Here is a 17,813-nt window from a genome sequence, read left to right on the forward strand (position 1 = left end):
TTAATCAGTGTTTCCCTGGAGATCTTTCTTGCAGGACGGTATACGGCACATGCGAGACGGTGGTATAACGCAGCAACAAGACATCGCTGCTGTGTCCATGCATACGTGCTGATTACCGCAGTGTAGTTGAGATCCCTCGGCTACGCTCGGGATGACGATACGGGGATTCCCCTTATCCAAGGAAACACTGATTCAATCTGACAACGGATTGAATCAGTGTTTCCTTAGAAATGGCGATACGCTATCTCGTTGACCTCAATAGAAAAGCGCGACAATCTTTGCTGGATTGTCGTGCTTTTGCGTTTGATGAAATATTATTTCACCGGATTTCTCAGTGTCCCGATGGGGTCGATGTTGATCTCTACCACATCGCCTTTTTTGAGGAATTTCGGCGGGTTGAAGCCCATGCCTACGCCCTGCGGGGTGCCGGTTGCGATGACATCGCCCGGGAGGAGAGTCATGCCGTCGGAGAGAGTCGCGATGAGTTTTGGAATGGAGAAGATGAGGTCGGTGGTGGTGCCTTCCTGACGCAGGCTGCCATTGACTTTCGTGTAGATGGTGAAGGGGAGCGGCCAGTCACCGACCATGACGGTCGGGCCCATCGGGCAGAAGGTGTCGAGGCTCTTGCCGCGGAACCACTGGAGGTGCTTTTTCTGCAGGTCTCTGGCGGTGACGTCATTGATGATGGTGTAGCCATAGACGTATTTCATCGCATCTTCTTCCGCGATGTTCGTGCCTCGTTTGCCGATGATGACGCCGAGCTCGCCTTCGTAGTCGACTTCCTGGGTGGCTGCGGGATGGCTGTCGATTTCCTCGTCTGGCCCGATGATGGAGGTGGTGGCTTTGGTGAAGAAGATCGGATCTTCCGGGTTCTTGGCATTGGCGTTCTGGTCAAATTCCTTGACGTGTGCCTGATAGTTCTTGCCCACGCAGAGGACGTTCCTTCTGGGGTAGAAGGGGGCTTCGAGACGGACGTCTGCGAGCGCGATCGGAGCGACGGCTTTGTCCTTTCCGTTCATTTCGAGCGCGTGTGCTAGGTTCAGGAGGCCTTCTTCGCCGCTTTCGATGAAATCGCCCAGCGTCTCAGCGAGGGGAATGAAGTAGGTTTCTTCAAGATCGATGGCAGGGTAGATGGAAGTGCCGTCGGCGGACAGGACGCCCCACTGGCGTTCGCCTTTGTAGTTGTAGGATACAAGTCTCTGCATAATAGACCTTCTTTCTTATAATATAGAGTGTGGACATATTATAGCATAAATACAGGAAATATGGTTGATTGGTTCAAGGCCTGGATAGCGGGGGATAACAGGTTCAAGTGGTTCAACGGGTTCGATGAGTTCAAAAGGTTCAATGGGGGGTGGTGCGGCGCGAAGCGCCGCGGAGTTTTAATAGCGCTTCGCGCCGTTGTCATTTCGAGCGTAGCCGAGAAATCTCTATGGCAGAACGCTCATTGCCTGATGTGAGACAACACCAAGACATCGTTTTCCCTTGGCGCATACACGCAGATTCCCGCAGGGCAGTAGAGATCGATGGCTGCGCTCGGGATGACGATACGAAAGGATGGCTATCCCCACGTCCTTCAGGCATCGCCCTTTTTATACGGCGGCGAAGCCGCCACCACAACCCTGAACCCTGAACCCGCTCCCTTTTCCTCTAAACTTTCTCTATTTGTCCCTTGCATTCTGCTATCCCGTTTGTTATAATAGCAAAGAATTATCTATGTAGTTGAAATGAGGTGCAACAATTGAAGAAGGGACTTCATCCGGATTATCATCCAGTCGTTTTCCGCGACATCGGTGCTGACTACTCTTTCCTGACCCGTTCTACAGCAACTTCCAACCAGACTGTAAAATGGGAAGATGGCAATGAATACCCGCTGATCAATATCGATATCAGCAGCAAATCCCATCCATTCTATACAGGACAGCAGCGTTTCGGTAAGGCTCGTGGCCGTATCGAAAAGTTCAACAAACGTTACGGCAAATCCGCAGAATAAGGAACAGGGCGCAAGCCCTGTTTTTTATTGCCTTTTTTTGATATACTAGGAAAGATGTGTATATGGGGAAATGGATATTTCAAGTATCCGTTTGAAATTTTGGCTATGGTTCAGGGTTCAGGTTGATGGGTTCAGGGCTGGGTTCCGCGTGGCGCGAGATTCTTCGACTCAGTTCCCACTGTTCTGATTACGCATGAGCAAACATACGGCATTTCACTCCGCTCAGAATGACGACGCCGCGATTTCAGTCACCAGTCACACCTAATCCCTAGCCACTCATCCCTAGGTTCAAACTACAAACGACCCAATTTATAACAGGAGTAAAGCATAATGCAGATCAGCAAATTAGATGGCATGGAAGCCAGATATATGGCACTGGAAGATCAGCTGAGCGATCCTTCGGTGATCGCCGATCAGAACCGCTGGAGAGAGCTCTCGAAGGAGCATGCGGAGCTGGGAGAGATCGTTTTCAAATATAGAGAATATAAGGAGGCACTCAAGGGGATCCAGGATGCACTGGAACTTCTGGACGATAAGTCGCAGGCCGATCTCCATGAGCTGGCGAAGGAAGAGCTGAAGGAAAATGAAGAGAAGCGGGATGCGCTGGATCTGGAAATCCATAAGATGCTGATCCCGAAGGATCCGAATGACGGGAAGAATGTCATCCTGGAAATCCGCGCGGGTACGGGCGGCGAGGAGGCTGCGCTCTTTGCATCGGATCTTCTCAAAATGTACCTGAAATTTGCAGAGCGCAAGGGCTGGAAGGCAGAGATCGCGGATGCGAATGAGACGGATCTTGGTGGGTTCAAGGAAGTCACCTGCACCATCGAAGGAAAGAATGCGTATTCGATCCTGAAATTCGAGAGCGGCGTACACCGCGTGCAGCGTATCCCTGAAACGGAGAGCCAAGGGCGTGTGCATACGTCGGCGGTCACGGTGGCTGTCCTTCCGGAGGCGGAGGATGTAGATATCGAGGTGCGCCGCGAAGACCTGCGTATCGATGTATACCGCTCTTCCGGTGCGGGCGGTCAGCACATCAATAAAACGTCTTCGGCGATCCGACTGACGCATCTTCCTACGGGCATGGTGGTCACTTGTCAGAATGAACGAAGCCAGCGTCAGAACAAAGAGAAGGCGCTGCAGATCCTGAAGTCTCGTCTCTATGACCAGGCGATGCGGGAGTCGCAGAGCAAGGAAGCGGCGGACCGCAAGAATCAGGTCGGCAGCGGCGACCGTTCGGAGCGTATCAGGACGTACAATTTCCCGCAGGGCCGCGTGACAGATCACCGCATCAATATGAGTATTTACCAGCTCGATGATTTCATGAATGGGAACATGGACGCGATCCTTGACCGGCTGATGGAAGAGGATCTGGCGCGCCGCATGAAAGAAGGGGAAGCGAATGGCCGCTAATACGCTCTGGACGATCCAGCGCCTGCTCGCATGGACGACGCAGTATTTCCAAAATCACGAGATCGAGTCGCCGCGTCTGGACGCAGAGCTCTTGCTTGCGAAGGTTCTTCACAAGCAGCGGATCTTCCTCTATACGGATTTCGAAGAAATCGTGAATCCGGAGGAGCTCGCACTTTTCAAGTCCTTCATACAAAAGCGTGTGAAGGGAATTTCCACGGCGGCTATCATTGGCGAGAAGGAATTCATGGGACTCACATTTCATGTGAATGAGGATGTCCTGATTCCTCGCCCGGACACAGAGACATGGCTGGAAAAGATCATCCAATACCATAGAAACGACGGCGTGATCGAGGTCGCGGACCTCGGGACAGGGAGCGGGGCGATCCTCCTCTCTTTCCTGTATTATTGCAAGGAAGCGAAGGGGGTCGGCATCGATATTTCTGAAAAAGCCATCGCTGTCGCAAAAGAAAATGGGAAAGAGCTTGCGATGGAGGAACGCGCGGCGTGGCTGCTCGGGGACTATATCGATGCGCTGCCTGAGGGGGTGCTCTATGATGGCATCCTTTCAAATCCTCCCTACATTCCTCGTTCCGATATCGCCCATCTTCAGGAGGAAGTGAAGCATGAGCCGATGCTTGCGCTCGATGGGGGAGAGGATGGTCTCGTTTTCTACCGCCGCCTCGCTGAGAAGGCAACTGCACATCTGAAGGAGGGCGGTTTCCTTGCCGTGGAATTCGGCATCCACCAGTGGGAAGAGATTCTTTCGCTTTTGAAGGAAACGGGCGAGTTTGAGGATTTCGAAGTCATCAAAGACTACGGCGATATCGAACGCGCGATCTATTGTAGAAAGAAGAAGCATCATGACTGAAAAAGTAGAAGTCAATGACCTATATTATAAGGATAAAGTAAAGGCGCTCGGACGCATCATTCGTGAGGGCGGTCTTGTGGCTTTTCCGACGGAGACGGTCTATGGTCTTGGAGGAAATGCGCTCGATGCGGGTGCGGCGAAAAAAATCTACGCTGCGAAGGGCCGTCCCTCGGATAATCCGCTCATCGTCCATGTGGCGGATCCCTCCGAAGTGGAGAAGTACGCAGCCGAGGTCAGCCCGCTCGCAAGGCGGCTGATGGATACCTTCTGGCCGGGGCCTTTGACCATTGTTTTCCCGAAGAAGGATTGCATCCCGATGGAAACATCCGGGGGACTCTCTACCATCGCCATCCGCTGCCCGAGGAGTGAGGCGACACGCGCCCTCATTCGTGCAGCCGGCGTCCCTATAGCAGGTCCGAGTGCAAATATTTCCACCCGTCCGAGCCCGACGACCGCGGACGATGTGCTGCATGATATGAATGGACGCATCGCCGCTGTCATCGACGGCGGGTCCTGTCAGATCGGCCTCGAGTCCACCGTGGTGGGCATCGAAGGGGACGAGATCGTCATCTACCGTCCCGGCGGCACGACGAAGGAAGCGCTCTCTGCCATCGCACCGACGACGGTAGACAGCGCACTCGCCAAAGACGGCGCACATCCGAAGGCACCCGGCATGAAGTATCGCCACTATGCGCCTTCTGCGCCGCTCACCGTGTATACGGGAGAGGCGGGGAAGGTGGCAGAGGAAATCCTCTCCTTTGCGGGGAAGAGTGATAAACGATATGGATTCTTCGTCAGCGAAGAAACGGCTCGTCTTCTCCCCAAGGAACTTCCTGTTTTCGTCTGGGGACATCGGGAGGATAAAGAGAGCTTCGCGCACAATCTCTTCTCCGGCCTCCTTTATTTCAATCGCCATCCCGTCGATGCCATCATCGGCGAGGGCACGGATACCGCAGGTCTCGGTCTCGCCATCATGAACCGCCTCACCAAGGCGTCCGGGTATCATATCGTGGTGGAGAAGAGGTAGGAGCGGACGGGTTCAAAGGGGTTCTAGGTTTTGTGAATTGACGGACTTTTTCCATCGGCATCATAGAAATCCGGCGCCTCTTTTTACCTATATGTACCGCACCATATCCGTTGGGTGCATAGAATATGTTATGCGAAAGGAACAATTCGCCCATTGCCGAGCTGTTCCTTTTTATGTGCCGCTGTTGTATACTGAAATGGTACAGTATTCCTATTTTCCAAGGAGGGCGAAGATTATGAAAATTGCTATGGCGAGTGATCACGGTGGGTTTGCACTCAAGGCTTCTCTTATGAAGCATCTGGACGAAGAGAAGATCGAATACATAGATTGCGGGACATACTCGGAAGAGTCCTGTGATTATCCGGATTTTGCAGAGAAGGCTTGCAAGCTGGTGCAGCAGGGTGAGGCGACGTATGCGATTCTCGTCTGCGGGACAGGCATCGGCATGTGCATCGCTGCGAACAAGATGAAGGGCATCCGTGCGGCGCTCTGCGGCGATACCTTCTCCGCACATTTCACCCGTGCGCACAATGATGCGAATGTCATGACGCTTGGCGCGCGTGTCGTCGGGCCGGGGCTTGCGGAATTCATCATGGACGAATTTTTAAAGACTCCGTTCGAAGGTGGCCGCCATGCCAGAAGAATTGCAAAGATCGCTGCGATTGAAGAGGCGCAATAATGTTTGAAGACTTACAGGAACAGGCAGTAAAAGCTTTCCATGAGCTTTGCGAAATTTCTCATTTCAGAAAAGGGAGTCTCATCGTCATCGGTGGCTCGTCGAGTGAGATCCGCGGCGGACACATCGGCAAGGATAGCTCCTATGAAGTTGGCACGGCTGTCGTGACGGCTCTGATGGAAGAGGCAGAGAAGGAGGGACTCGCTCTGGCTTTCCAGTGCTGCGAGCATCTGAATCGGGCGCTCATCATGGAGCGCAGCGAAGCAGAGAAGCGCGGCTATGAGGAAGTGACGGTCGTCCCCTGGCTGCATGCCGGCGGCGCCTTCTCGACGAATGCTTTCTATCATTTCAAGGACCCGGTTGCCGTGATGGAGATCAAGGCTGACGGGGGACTCGATATCGGGCTTACGATGATCGGTATGCACTTGAAGCGCGTGGCTGTCCCTGTCCGTCTGGTGAATAACCATATCGGGGCGGCCCTTGTGGCAGCTGCCCGCACCCGCCCGCCGCTCATTGGTGGAGAGCGAGCGCACTATGTGAGGGAAAATGACAAGTGACTGGTGACTAGGGATTAGTGGCTAGTGACTCTCTCGTATCGTCATTTCGAGCGGAGCGAGAAATCTTCCTTGCAGACCGATAAACAACGCATGTGTGAAAGCAGAAATACGTAGCACCAAGGCGTCGGTTTCCTGCCAGTTTCTATGTGATACTGAGCGCAGTGCAATAAAGATCCCTCGGCAACGCTTTCGATGACGACGGCGTGAAGCGCCATCAAAATTCTGCGGCGCTTCATTATTTTTGCGCCGTACCACCATTTCTCATTTCTCATTTGAGCAAAGCTTTCATCCGCAATCCATGGGCGCCCCGCCCACGGGCTAACCTTGAACCCTATTTCCTCTTTACTTCTTCCTGATTTGTGCTATACTATCCTTGTGAGAGATTTCACGAATAGCATACCTGCTCAACGGAAGGGCTTAGTCGTGTATCCTGAAGGGTACACGCTAAGCCCTTTTTCTATATCAAGTATGCATATTTCAAACCCAAAGATGCATTCGTGTGCGCCTCATGATACAATAAATCAAATGTATGCAGGAACCGAAAATGAGTGACTGGGGGATATTTGAGGCAGAGAGCGCTGCTTTAGCGAGCGGTGCTTGGTGAAATGGTGCGATGCGCCGATATTTCTCCACTCTCATTGAGGAAAGTTTTGCATCATGGGGTGTATAAATCGATCCATTCGATTTCACTTTGAAAAATGAAGGGAGTTCATTTCAATGAAACACTTAAAAGAAGACAAAGCGGTTTATGAAGCCATTCAGAAAGAGCTGAACCGTCAGAGAAACAAGCTGGAAATGATCGCATCTGAAAATATCGTCAGCTATGCTGTCATGGAAGCACAGGGTAGCGTCCTCACAAACAAATATGCAGAAGGCTACCCGGGCAAGAGATATTACGGCGGCTGTGAATATGTCGATGTCGTCGAACAGCTGGCGATCGATCGTGCGAAGGAGCTCTTCGGTGCGGAACATGTGAATGTACAGCCGCATTCCGGCTCGCAGGCGAACTTCGCTGTCTACTACGGTCTCTTAAAACCGGGCGACACCATGATGGGCATGAACCTCACGGATGGCGGTCATCTGTCTCACGGCAGCCCGGTCAATATTTCCGGCAATTATTTCAATGTCGTTCCTTACGGCGTCAGAAAAGAAGATGAACTTCTGGACTATGAAGCCATGGAAAAGACCGCGAAGGAAGTCCAGCCGAAGCTCATCATCGGCGGCACCAGTGCATACTCCCGCATCATCGACTTCGAACGCATTGCAGCGATCGCCCATGAAGTCGGCGCACTCTTCATGGTCGATATGGCACACTTCGCCGGTCTTGTCGCAGGCGGTGAATATCCGAGCCCGGTGCCGTGGGCAGATATCGTGACCACTACCACCCACAAGACGCTTCGCGGACCGCGCGGCGGCATCATCATGTGCAAGGAACAGTATGGCAAAGCCATCGATAAAGCGGTATTCCCGGGCATGCAGGGCGGTCCTCTCATGCATGTCATCGCAGCAAAGGCTGTCGCTTTCGGCGAAGATCTCTCCGATGATTTCAAGCAGTATGCAAAACAGATCAAAAAGAATGAAAAGGTCCTCTCTGATGAGCTGCAGAAGAATGGCATCCGCGTCGTTTCCGGCGGCACCGATACCCATGTCCTCCTCGCTGATATGAAAGCTATCGGCATCACAGGCAAGGTCGCACAGACGGTTCTCGACGAGATCGGCATCACCGCAAACAGAAACACCATTCCGTTCGAGACTCTCTCTCCATTCGTCACGAGCGGCATTCGTCTCGGCTCCCCGGCTCTGACCACCAGAGGATTCAAGGAAGATGACTTCAAGGAAGTCGCAGATATCATCTCGACGGTCGTCAAAAATCCGGAGGATGCAGCAGTCAAGGCGGACTGTGCAAAGCGTGTCCATGCTCTCTGCGTGAAGTATCCGCTCTACGAAGATCTGTAATGAATACATCAAATAAAAGCCAGTCCGCAAGGGCTGGCTTTTATTATGCTTGTACATGAATATTTTTTTCGTCTAAATAATTCTTGAGACTGCGTGACATCAGTTCATTCAGCGTGAGTCCATTTTCATGTGCATAGAAGTAGGCGGAACGATGCAGCTCGGGTGTGACACGGACATTGAAAGAGCCTTTGAATTCTTTACTGGGAGACTTTCCTGTCTCTTTGCAGACTTCCAGGTAATCATCCACAGCAGCGTGGAAATCAGACTCCAGTTCAGAGACGCTTTCTCCCTCATAAGAGATGGAGTCCTTGGTGCCGAGCACTTTCCCATAGAGGATGCGATCTTCACCGCAGTAGGAAATCGTACCACGGTAGCCTTTGTATTCCATATAGTTTTTCATTTGAGGAGTCCTTCTTTCTCTAAGAATGCTTTGATTTGCTCGATTTGGTACTTCTTCAGTGCATTTTCGGTAGCTCCATGTGGAGCATGAAGAAAAAGCCGATTTCCTACTGCATTGGGGCCGAAAGAAATGCGAGAACCGTTTCCTTGGCGCACCTGATAGCCGCATTGTTTCATCAGTGTAAGAAGTTCGCCATAGGTAAAATCTCTGGGATACGGATTTTGAAAGAGCCGCCCCAACAATTTATCTTTTTGTGTCAATATAGCCTGCCTCTCTGTAACTAAATTTTAGTTACCCTCTTTTCGCATCATACTAAAATCAAACGCCTTTGTCAAGGGAAACGCTGCTCCAATCGCAGAGTCGAAAGTGAGACTTTAGATATCCGAAGTCTCCCTGTCTAAAGGCTCCCCGTCTCTTTGGCTCCCGCCACAAGTCACCCGCTCGCAAACTTCCCCTTGACTTTCCCCGGCCAATCCCGTATACTATTGAAGTTGATAAATTTCTCTAACGCGTTTAGAGCACTGGCGAAACAGTGAAAGACAAACGGCATAACGGCCGATAGGTAAGGAGGTGCGAGAAATGCCGGTTCCGAAGACAAAAAGTTCTAGATCCCGTCGCGACAAGAGACGTGCAAATTGGAAACTGACTGTTCCGGGTCTTGTGGAATGCCCACAGTGCCATGCACTGAAAAAACCTCATCATGTATGCCCAGTATGCGGTTTCTATAAAGGCAAACAGATCATCACCAAGACTGTTGAAGAATAATGGTCAAAGGAAAATGCTTCTCGATAGAGAGGCATTTTTTTATTGCAGAAATTACTTCTCACTATGGCGCGATATGATACAATAGTAGGTGTTTCTCGAAGAAATAGGGTTCAGCAGGCTCTGCGGGCGAGAGCAGAAAAGGCGGCGATTATATTCACAAGGCGCCGTCGGCCCTTCTTTTTATTCAAAGATTGCGGCGCGCTTTATTTTTGCGCTGCATCGCTCTCGCTCAAAAGCAGAGCCCTATAGAAGCTGTTGAACCTGTTGAATAAACAACGACCATCAAGGAGGAAGTATGGGGAAGCATTTTTCTTTTATCCATTGTGCGGATCTGCACCTCGGAGAACCATTCGGAGGCGTGCGCCTCGGGACGAAGGGACCGTGGAACGAGCAGATCGGGAAAGCCACCTTCAAGGCCTTTGAAAAGGTGGTGGATGCGGCACTGGAAAATCGGGTAGATGCGATCTTGATTTCCGGAGATGTATATAATTCAGACCATCACAGTCTGGCGGCGCAGATGGCTTTCGGTCGGGAGTTGTATCGGGCGGCGCAGGCGGGGATCGAGGTCTTTATCGTGCATGGAAATCACGACCCGGGCGAAGCCTGGCGTGCGGATATCCCGCTGCCGGAGACGGTGCATGTTTTTTCTTCCGAAGAAGTGATAGGCATCCCGCTCATGAAGGATGGGGAAAAGGCGGCCACGATCTATGGCATCAGTTACAAGACACGCCATACGAAGGATGATCTGGTGCGCTCTTTCCATGTGAATCCGGAGGATGGATTCACCATCGGGATGCTACACACGGAAGCCGGCGTCGATGGGAGTCCCTATGCGCCTTGCACGGTCGAGGAGCTCAAGACTGCGGGCATCGACTACTGGGCACTGGGGCATGTGCATACGAGAAAGACGCTCTCGATGAAGCCCTATATCGTCTACCCGGGCAATACGCAGGGGCTGGATATCACGGAAATCGGGCCCCGTGGCTGTTACCTGGTTGATGTGGGGGCCTATGGTACAGTGACGTTGAAGTTCATCGAGACGGATGTGATACGTTGGATGGACATGGTCATAGATATCGCTCCGTTCTTGACCGCAGATGATCTTTTGAAAGACGTGGCACGCCGCCGCGCAGGACTGAAGGAACTGACCGGTAGGCCGAATATGGTGCGTCTGGTACTGACGGGGCATGGTGCGCTGCACAAAGCGATCTCGACGGAAGAGGGACGTGATTTCCTTCTGCAGTCTTTGAATGAAAAGGAGCAGTTCCGCCATCTCTTTGCTTATTTCACCCGCATCGAGGATCGGACGCGGCCATTTCTAAATCTCACCGAGCGCCGCGAGCTTCCCGATGTGACGGGGAATTATCTGAAGGCTTTTGATGCGGTCATGGATCTTCCGTCGGAAGAAAGGGCGAAGATGCTCCGAGAGATGGCTTCTTCGCAGCCGGAGCTTTCGAAGTATAAGAATCTATTGGGCAAGGTGTCTGATGAGGCACTTCTTGCTGCTTTCCGCCGGGCGGAAGTGCTGGGAGCGGAAATGCTGACAGAGGAGGATGGACGATGAAAATCACGGATTTGCAGCTCTCAGAGTACGGCATCTATCGGGGCGCGTCCTGGCAGCCGTCGACGTCTTCGCTGAATGTGGTCATGGGAGAGAATGAGAGCGGGAAGACGACGATGCTTCGTTTCATCCGTGATATGCTCTTCGGCTATGGGCGCGGCAAGTGGCAGGGACGGAAGGGAAATATGGCATTCGTCCGTGCGGACGGGCAGGAGTATCGCGTCTTCCGGGAAGAGAAGGAGCGTTGGTTCGAGAATGCGAGCCATGAGAAATTCTCCGAGGAGCTTCCGACACTCTGGTGGCACGGTCTCACACGCTCTATGTATGAGCAGATCTTCGCTGTCGGCTTAGAGGACCTGCAGGGGGCTTCCTTCCTTGCGAATGACTCCATCCGTAGCCGTTTCTTCATGCTGCAGGGTGGCGATAAGCTCGCCAGTGCCAAGAAGGATATCCAAGAGAATAAGGAAAAGCTCTTCGTGGCTTCGTCTCAGGGAAAGCGCAAGATCAATCAGCTGATGGCGGATCTGGATACGGTGAATCAGGAGCTGGATCATCTTTCTCATCAGGAAAAGGATTTCGCCGAGCTGCAGAAGAAGCAGGAGCTTTTGAAAAAGCAGATCCGTGAGCTCGAGGCTTCGCTCGCCAAGGACCAGGAAAAGGACAGAGAGCTCTCGAAGCGGCTGGGCGCCTGGGAATACTACAAGCGGGCGCGTGATATCAAGCACCAGCTGGATCTCTCCTCGCAGGTGAAGATGTTCCCGTCGAATGGTAAGGAGCAGTGGAACCAGCTCATGAACCGCATGAAGGTGATCCACGACCAGAAGGCATCGCTCCAGGAAAAGCTCGATGAGTACACGCCGAAGAAGAAGGAAGACATCATCCCATGGGCGAGAGAGGCTGAAGCGCTGGAAAAACTCTACGTCGATCTGGGGCAGTGGCGCCAGACCATCGTCGATGTGGAAGCACTGGAAGAGGAAAAGGAAAACTGGAAGCTTGATTTTGTGAATCTGGGCTATTCCCTGCCGCTCTGGGACCGCGCACTGCCTTTGGAGGATGCCTGCGTCCATGTGGACTGGGCAGAAGGACGGCGCCTTGCGCAGAGCGTGGGTGTCAGGGGCAATGAGCTCCATTTCTGGGAGCAAAGAGAGCCGGAGGTCGAAGCCGTCGCAGAAGAGGCGGCAGATGGAGACATCCAGACTGAGGAGGACTTCCAACAGATGGAGGACATGGCCTCCTCGCTCGAGCAGCTTCTCCATCAGGAAGCGGAAATCAGAGGCAAGATCGATGCCGCCTCGCAGCTCGAGGATAAGAAATTCACCTTCTGGTTCTGGCTGGGCATCCTTTCTATGGCAGGAGCAGCTGCTGGCATCGCCTCCTTCTACATGGCCATGGCAGGCACCGTGGCGCTCTATGGCGCAGCAGGCGGGCTCATGCTGGGGATTCTCTGCTTCCTGTTCAATAATAAGAGCATCCACAAGAAAGGGAATGACCTTGAGAAATGGAATGATTCGCTGGCTTCTCTCGTGAATGAGAGGAAGGCGATCTCCGACAAATTCCCCGGGCAGGCACCGGAAGACATAGATGATCTGCAGGCCTTCCATAACCTGATGCAGAGCCGTCGCTCTGATTTCTACAAAGACCAGGCAAAGCGGCAGGCTATCTCATGGAAACGGGAAACGGTACGAAAGCAGCAGCTTGCGCACCAGAAGTGGACAGAAGAAGGCAAGCTGCTTCGCGAAAAGAAGGAAAAAGCAGACAAAGACTGGGATGCCTTCCTCGCGAAAAACAAGCTCCCAAAGACCAGTGCAGAGAATCTCTCCGCTCTGCAGGAGCAGTGGCAGAAGATCTACTCCGCCGAAGGCAAGGGCAAGATCCTCGACCTGCGCTTGGAGCAGATGGATGCGCGCCTTGATGCCTATAGCCGCCGGGCAGAGAGCATCATCTCGAAGACGAAGATGCCCTACACCGTCGATCCGGACGGTATTCAGGAGCTTTACGAGGAAACGCATGCGCGCAGCCTCACATGGCAGTCCATTCAGGAAAAGAACAACCAGCACGATGCGTATCGGAAGGAAATGGGTAAGCTCGATGACGGCTGGGCCTCCTGCCAGCGGGAGATGGATACCCTTCTCCATCTGGTCAATGCAAAAAATGCGGAAGAATTCGCGGAAAAGGTGAATGCCCACGAGCATCATGACCAGCTGACGAAGGAATGGGAGGCCGTGAAGCAGGATCTGCGCCTCTATGCAGGCAGCGATGAAGAATTCCAGTCCCTCTGGAACTTCCTGGAAAGCGGACAGTACGATGACTGGATGGAAACCCATCAGAACCTTGCAAAACACATCAAAGAAGAGACGGCGTCACTGGGTGAGCTCCAGAAGAATCAGGGAGCGGTGGAAAATGAGATCTTCCGTCTGGCGGGGGATAATACCATCACCGATACCCTGCAGAAAAAAGAAAAGATCGAAGCCGAGCTTGCCAATGCACTCTCCGAATGGCTGACCTACATGTACACAGAAGAAATCCTGAACCGCGCGCAGGCCGCCTATGAGTCCGGCCGCCAGCCGCAGATCATGAAGCAGGCGAATACTTTCCTCTCTGCTATGACCAGAGGCAAGTATGCCCTTCGGATCTCCGAAGACGGGAAAGATATCGGCATCGTGGACAGCGAGCACCGGGTGAAAGAGGCCAAGATCTGGTCCTCCGGTACAGGCGATCAGGTCTTCCTTGCCATTCGCCTCGCCATGGCGCTCTCCTTTGGAGAGCAGCTAGAGCCGCTCCCTATTGTTTTGGATGATATCTTCGTGCGCTTTGATGAAGAACGCCAGCGTGAGACACTGCGCTTTCTCATGGAGCTCGGCAAGACCCAGCAGATATTCCTTTTCACCTGCCACGCACAGACCATGCGCATCGCAGAAGAAGTCGGGAAGGAAAAAGCGACCGGTGAGTTCATCCACCTGAAGTCCGGGACCATCGAGCTCGGAGCGTAGATTTGGAGTGACTAGTGGCTAGGGATTGATTAGGAAAATCTCGCAACGCGGTGTGATAAAAAATTGAGAAAAGAGACTCTCTTCGAAAAGAAGAGGGTCACTTTTTTCATATGTGTGCGATGCTATGTATAGAAGCAGGAGAGAGCATCCCGGAGATGATCGATTGACAGATTTCCCTCATCCTAGGCAGAGGGAGAAAAGGAAATCGGGCATCATGCGGCTCTCAAATGCTTCTCCCTTTGAAGGTTCTGCCCGGGAGGAATCGGCAAAAGGGGCAAGACAAGTGAAAAAGACAGGATGAAAACCTAATTACGAAACAACTCAGATAGCTCTGACGACAAGATCAGGCTCGCCTCTAAGTTAGTAGAAGTCCTTGTTTCGTCAAGGCCGCCCTCGAAGACTCTACGCCTCCCAGCCTGGCGCCCGATTCATTAGATCTGATTCATTCGACAGGATGACATCCTGTCTTTTTTGCATGGGTAATGCTTGGAAAACACTGATTAAATCGAACAACGGTTTAATCAGTGTTTCCATAAGGGAAATGAAAAAGCTCTGCAGGACTAGCGTGATCAGCCCCTGTCAAGGTAGACATGGCAAATATCTAAAAAAATTACTGCCGTAAATTCCATGTTGGTGTTTTAGCATCAGCATGGGATTTGCGGCATTTTGTTATGCCGCGAATTTTGCTTTGTATTTCTGAATCCGTTTGTTTTCGGCAATCGGGAACTGTTCCGGGTTCTTCGCATTCAGAGCTGCTATGCGAACTTCCATTGGTGTCCTTACTCCAAATCGCTCCTGAAAACGTTCGTAATTGTAAAAATGGACGTATTGGTCGATGGCCGAACGCAGCTCGCCGCCGCTACTGAACTTGTTCAGGAAATACATCTCTGCCTTCACAATTCCCCAGAAACCTTCCACTGGGCAATTGTCGATGCAATGCCCAACGCGGGACATGGATTGCTCCATACCCTGCTTCGAGAGCTTGAACTGGAATGCTTTACTGGTATACTGGAACCCCCTGTCACTGTGGAACAGCGGGTGTGCTTCCGGATTTTTGCGAATCGCCTGCTCAAATGTGTCAAACACCAGCTTATTGTCATTGCGTCCGCTTATGACGTAGGCGACAATCGACCGATCATAGAGATCGAGGATGGCGCTCAAATAGAGCTTCTTAACGGCTGATCCTTCGTACCATTTGAATTCTGTCACGTCCGTTGCCCACTTCTGGTTCGGTCGTTCTGCCTGAAAACCCCTGTGAAGGATGTTCTCTGATGTGGCTTCTGGTGTGGCCCTTCTGTATTTTGCCTTCTTGCACCGGATCACGGAATGGATATTGAGCTCCTTCATAAGCCGGTGGATGCGGTTCCTGCTGTAATGCGTGTGGTTCAGGCGATTGATCCAATCAGTCATGCGCCGATAGCCCAGGATGTGGTGGAATCGTTCATCATACTCTTGGATCAGTTGGGCGATGATCTCGTTTTCTTTTTCCGCTTTTGGGACATCTCGCTTCAGCCATTGATAATAGGATGCTCTCGTAATACCGACCTGACCACACAGCCAGCAAATGCCCCAGCCCTTTTCTGCGTGGCACTGCTGGATTGCTTCATAGGTTATGGCATGGCGCAGCCTGCCAAGTTTCACCTCCCTTCCAGGGCTTTCAATTTTTTTAAGAAATAGACCAGCCTCTTCTGTTCCTCAAGCTGCCGTTTCAAGCGCCGGTTCTCACGCCGGAGACGTTCCATCTCGTCAACTTCTTCGTCGGTTTTATGATGTCCGCGCCGGTCAATAAGACCAGTTTCCCCGTCAGCGACGTATTTCCTCACCCAATCGTATACCTGACTGTAGGAAACGTCATAGTGCGCGGCGGTGTCCTTGTAGTTCTTGCCATGCGATAGACAATACTCCACTATTTCCTTGCGTTCCGAAAGAGATGTTTTCCTTCTTGCTCCTGCCATATAGACCTCCAGTTTTGGGTCGTAGTCCTTAAGTTCTATATGGTCATTATACTGCTTCATCCAGTGCCGGAGAACGGAATGGCTTGAAATGTTGTACTTCACTACGATGTCGTCAACGCTGCCCTCGCCACGTAGCGCGGCAAGGACGCAGCTTGCCTTGAATTCCTTACTGTAGCTTGCGTTTCCAGCTCTTTCTATGAAAGAGGCCTCGCCCTGTTCCTCGTATTTCCTTACCCAGCCACGAAGACTCCGTTCGGATATCCCATTCTCTCTGGCGATTTGTCGGTAAGATCCTTTGCCGGAAAGATATTCTCTCACTCTGTCAAGCATCCAATCTGCTGAATGTTTCCTTTTGGCCATTAAAAAAATCCCCCTAAAGCAGTTTGGTTATTTACCTTGTCTGCTTTAGGGGGATCATATCATAGTCTTGCAGGGCTTTTTTTATTGTTTTGGCTATTTGTTTTCCAAATGCCGGGGCGGTCATTGATTATGTGTTCAATTATCAAAATATTCGGCGATAGCAGGTGTTTTTCCCTTTTCCTTCTTTGGTTAGCTCGCCCGTTGTTACCATTTTACGAAGAGCTCCTTCCACTGAACTGAGACTCAGTGCCGGGCAGAGGTTATGGATTTCTTGCTTGGTAATACGCCCGATTTTTTGCTGACAAGCCATTCTCACTATTTCAAATGCAGACCGTTTTCCTTCCATAAGAGCGACCCGATCGTCTAAATCCTTATATGCAGCCAAAATGGTTCCCAAGAGAAATTTCATAAAAGGAATCACATCTTCTTTTCCTTCATGCCAGCCTTTTTGAGAATCTTGAAGAGATTCGTAATATAAACTTTTATTAACTGCAATTTTTGCTTCCAAAGAAATATATTTCCCTACAAAGAATCCATTTTGATGCAGTAGCAAAGATGTCAGTAAACGGCTCATACGGCCATTTCCATCATTAAAAGGGTGAATGCAAAGAAAGTCATGGATAAAAATGGGGATAAGAAGAAGCGGATCCGCTATGAAGTTTCCAATTGCCAGATTATAGGTGGCACATAAAGCATCCAGTGCATTTGGGGTTTCATCAGGAGCGAGCGGAGTAAAAAGAGTGACGGTTTGACCGTTTGAATAAGTAGCATTGATGTAATTTTGAGTTGTTTTTGTACGTCCGGCTACTGGATTATTCGTGTGACTATATAAAATCTTATGCAGCTGAAGTATATCATTTTGGGTGATAGGAATGGCATCATAATTTTCATAAATTAACGATAAATCATCGCGATAACCTGTAATTTCTTGTTCATTACGGTTCCGGGGCGTCGTTTTTTCTAATGCAAGCTGTCTGAGACGGGTGCGCGTTGTCGTGATTCCTTCAATGGCATTTGAAGATTCTATACTCTGAATTTTTGCAATTTCAATCAATTTTTCCAGTTTTGCCGGCCATTGCTTTAAAAATATCTCCTGCTTTCCTGCTTCTTTGTAAATAGCCGCGATAAGTCCAAGTAAATCGGTATCCCATTTTCGGTCACGCAGCCATGCATAATTAAATGTCCTCATTTTCGTATCAGCACCTTCTTTCCCTTAAAGTATAGCAAAAATTAAGGGTATTTTGTATCCGGCTACATAGTAAGTCAAATTGCCAAGCCTTTAGCGTGAAGCG

General features: G+C 51.2%; 17 protein-coding genes. 10 read left to right on the plus strand and 7 right to left on the minus strand.

What is annotated here, in order from left to right:
- Positions 1-314 precede the first annotated feature (314 nt).
- A complete protein-coding gene (locus tag ACGG9R_RS03505) occupies positions 315-1,205 on the minus strand; it encodes a fumarylacetoacetate hydrolase family protein (RefSeq protein ID WP_390151515.1) in 891 nt (296 codons plus the stop codon).
- 536 nt (positions 1,206-1,741) lie between these two features.
- Here ACGG9R_RS03505 and ACGG9R_RS03510 point away from each other — a divergent pair.
- From ACGG9R_RS03510 to ACGG9R_RS03535, 6 genes are all read left to right on the plus strand, one after another.
- On the plus strand, positions 1,742-1,993 hold the full coding sequence (locus ACGG9R_RS03510) for a type B 50S ribosomal protein L31 (protein ID WP_022105304.1): 252 nt from the start codon (positions 1,742-1,744) through the stop codon (positions 1,991-1,993).
- 330 nt (positions 1,994-2,323) lie between these two features.
- On the plus strand, positions 2,324-3,406 hold the full coding sequence (gene prfA / locus ACGG9R_RS03515; RefSeq protein WP_390151518.1) for a peptide chain release factor 1: 1,083 nt from the start codon (positions 2,324-2,326) through the stop codon (positions 3,404-3,406).
- The gene (gene prmC, locus ACGG9R_RS03520; protein ID WP_390151521.1) at positions 3,396-4,274 is read left to right on the plus strand and encodes a peptide chain release factor N(5)-glutamine methyltransferase; all 879 of its coding nucleotides are present in this window, start codon (positions 3,396-3,398) and stop codon (positions 4,272-4,274) included. Before prfA ends, prmC begins: the two co-directional genes overlap by 11 nt.
- Positions 4,267-5,301: an L-threonylcarbamoyladenylate synthase gene (locus ACGG9R_RS03525; RefSeq protein ID WP_390151524.1), complete on the plus strand. Its 1,035-nt coding sequence runs from the start codon at positions 4,267-4,269 to the stop codon at positions 5,299-5,301. The genes prmC and ACGG9R_RS03525 overlap by 8 nt, the downstream gene beginning before the upstream one ends.
- A 235-nt stretch (positions 5,302-5,536) precedes the next feature.
- On the plus strand, positions 5,537-5,980 hold the full coding sequence (rpiB, locus tag ACGG9R_RS03530) for a ribose 5-phosphate isomerase B (protein ID WP_390151527.1): 444 nt from the start codon (positions 5,537-5,539) through the stop codon (positions 5,978-5,980).
- Positions 5,980-6,534, plus strand: a complete 555-nt coding sequence (locus ACGG9R_RS03535; RefSeq protein WP_390151530.1) for a TIGR01440 family protein — start codon at positions 5,980-5,982, stop codon at positions 6,532-6,534. Before rpiB ends, ACGG9R_RS03535 begins: the two co-directional genes overlap by 1 nt.
- 41 nt (positions 6,535-6,575) lie before the next feature.
- Here ACGG9R_RS03535 and ACGG9R_RS03540 read toward each other — a convergent pair whose 3' ends face one another.
- A complete protein-coding gene (locus ACGG9R_RS03540) occupies positions 6,576-6,806 on the minus strand; it encodes a hypothetical protein (RefSeq protein ID WP_390151533.1) in 231 nt (76 codons plus the stop codon).
- Positions 6,807-7,251: 445 nt separating this feature from the next.
- Here ACGG9R_RS03540 and glyA point away from each other — a divergent pair, with 445 nt between their 5' ends.
- On the plus strand, positions 7,252-8,490 hold the full coding sequence (glyA, locus tag ACGG9R_RS03545) for a serine hydroxymethyltransferase (protein ID WP_022105298.1): 1,239 nt from the start codon (positions 7,252-7,254) through the stop codon (positions 8,488-8,490).
- Positions 8,491-8,533: 43 nt separating this feature from the next.
- Here glyA and ACGG9R_RS03550 read toward each other — a convergent pair whose 3' ends face one another.
- Both ACGG9R_RS03550 and ACGG9R_RS03555 read right to left on the minus strand, forming a co-directional pair.
- The gene (locus ACGG9R_RS03550; RefSeq protein WP_390151537.1) at positions 8,534-8,890 is read right to left on the minus strand and encodes a type II toxin-antitoxin system HicB family antitoxin; all 357 of its coding nucleotides are present in this window, start codon (positions 8,888-8,890) and stop codon (positions 8,534-8,536) included.
- Positions 8,887-9,150: a type II toxin-antitoxin system HicA family toxin gene (locus tag ACGG9R_RS03555; protein ID WP_390151540.1), complete on the minus strand. Its 264-nt coding sequence runs from the start codon at positions 9,148-9,150 to the stop codon at positions 8,887-8,889. The genes ACGG9R_RS03550 and ACGG9R_RS03555 overlap by 4 nt, the downstream gene beginning before the upstream one ends.
- Before the next feature lie 319 nt (positions 9,151-9,469).
- On the opposite strand from ACGG9R_RS03555, the gene rpmF reads away from it, so the two are divergent.
- The 3 genes from rpmF (at position 9,470) to ACGG9R_RS03570 (ending at position 14,206) form a co-directional block, all read left to right on the plus strand.
- Positions 9,470-9,655: a 50S ribosomal protein L32 gene (gene rpmF / locus ACGG9R_RS03560; protein ID WP_022105297.1), complete on the plus strand. Its 186-nt coding sequence runs from the start codon at positions 9,470-9,472 to the stop codon at positions 9,653-9,655.
- A 295-nt stretch (positions 9,656-9,950) separates the two neighbouring features.
- Complete coding sequence (locus ACGG9R_RS03565; protein ID WP_390151544.1) at positions 9,951-11,219, plus strand: exonuclease SbcCD subunit D; 1,269 nt, start codon at positions 9,951-9,953, stop codon at positions 11,217-11,219.
- The gene (locus ACGG9R_RS03570; RefSeq protein ID WP_390151547.1) at positions 11,216-14,206 is read left to right on the plus strand and encodes an AAA family ATPase; all 2,991 of its coding nucleotides are present in this window, start codon (positions 11,216-11,218) and stop codon (positions 14,204-14,206) included. The genes ACGG9R_RS03565 and ACGG9R_RS03570 overlap by 4 nt, the downstream gene beginning before the upstream one ends.
- A 669-nt stretch (positions 14,207-14,875) precedes the next feature.
- Here ACGG9R_RS03570 and ACGG9R_RS03575 read toward each other — a convergent pair.
- The 3 genes from ACGG9R_RS03575 to ACGG9R_RS03585 form a co-directional block, all read right to left on the minus strand.
- Positions 14,876-15,847, minus strand: a complete 972-nt coding sequence (locus tag ACGG9R_RS03575; RefSeq protein WP_390151550.1) for an IS3 family transposase — start codon at positions 15,845-15,847, stop codon at positions 14,876-14,878.
- Positions 15,844-16,521 (minus strand): helix-turn-helix domain-containing protein, encoded by a 678-nt coding sequence (locus tag ACGG9R_RS03580; RefSeq protein WP_390151552.1) that lies wholly within the window; start codon positions 16,519-16,521, stop codon positions 15,844-15,846. Before ACGG9R_RS03580 ends, ACGG9R_RS03575 begins: the two co-directional genes overlap by 4 nt.
- A 142-nt stretch (positions 16,522-16,663) precedes the next feature.
- Positions 16,664-17,710 (minus strand): Fic family protein, encoded by a 1,047-nt coding sequence (locus ACGG9R_RS03585; RefSeq protein ID WP_390151555.1) that lies wholly within the window; start codon positions 17,708-17,710, stop codon positions 16,664-16,666.
- Positions 17,711-17,813: the final 103 nt, after the last annotated feature.

The sequence above is a fragment of the Dialister sp. i34-0019-2H8 genome, from assembly GCF_042846925.1.
Lineage (GTDB): Bacteria > Bacillota > Negativicutes > Veillonellales > Dialisteraceae > Dialister.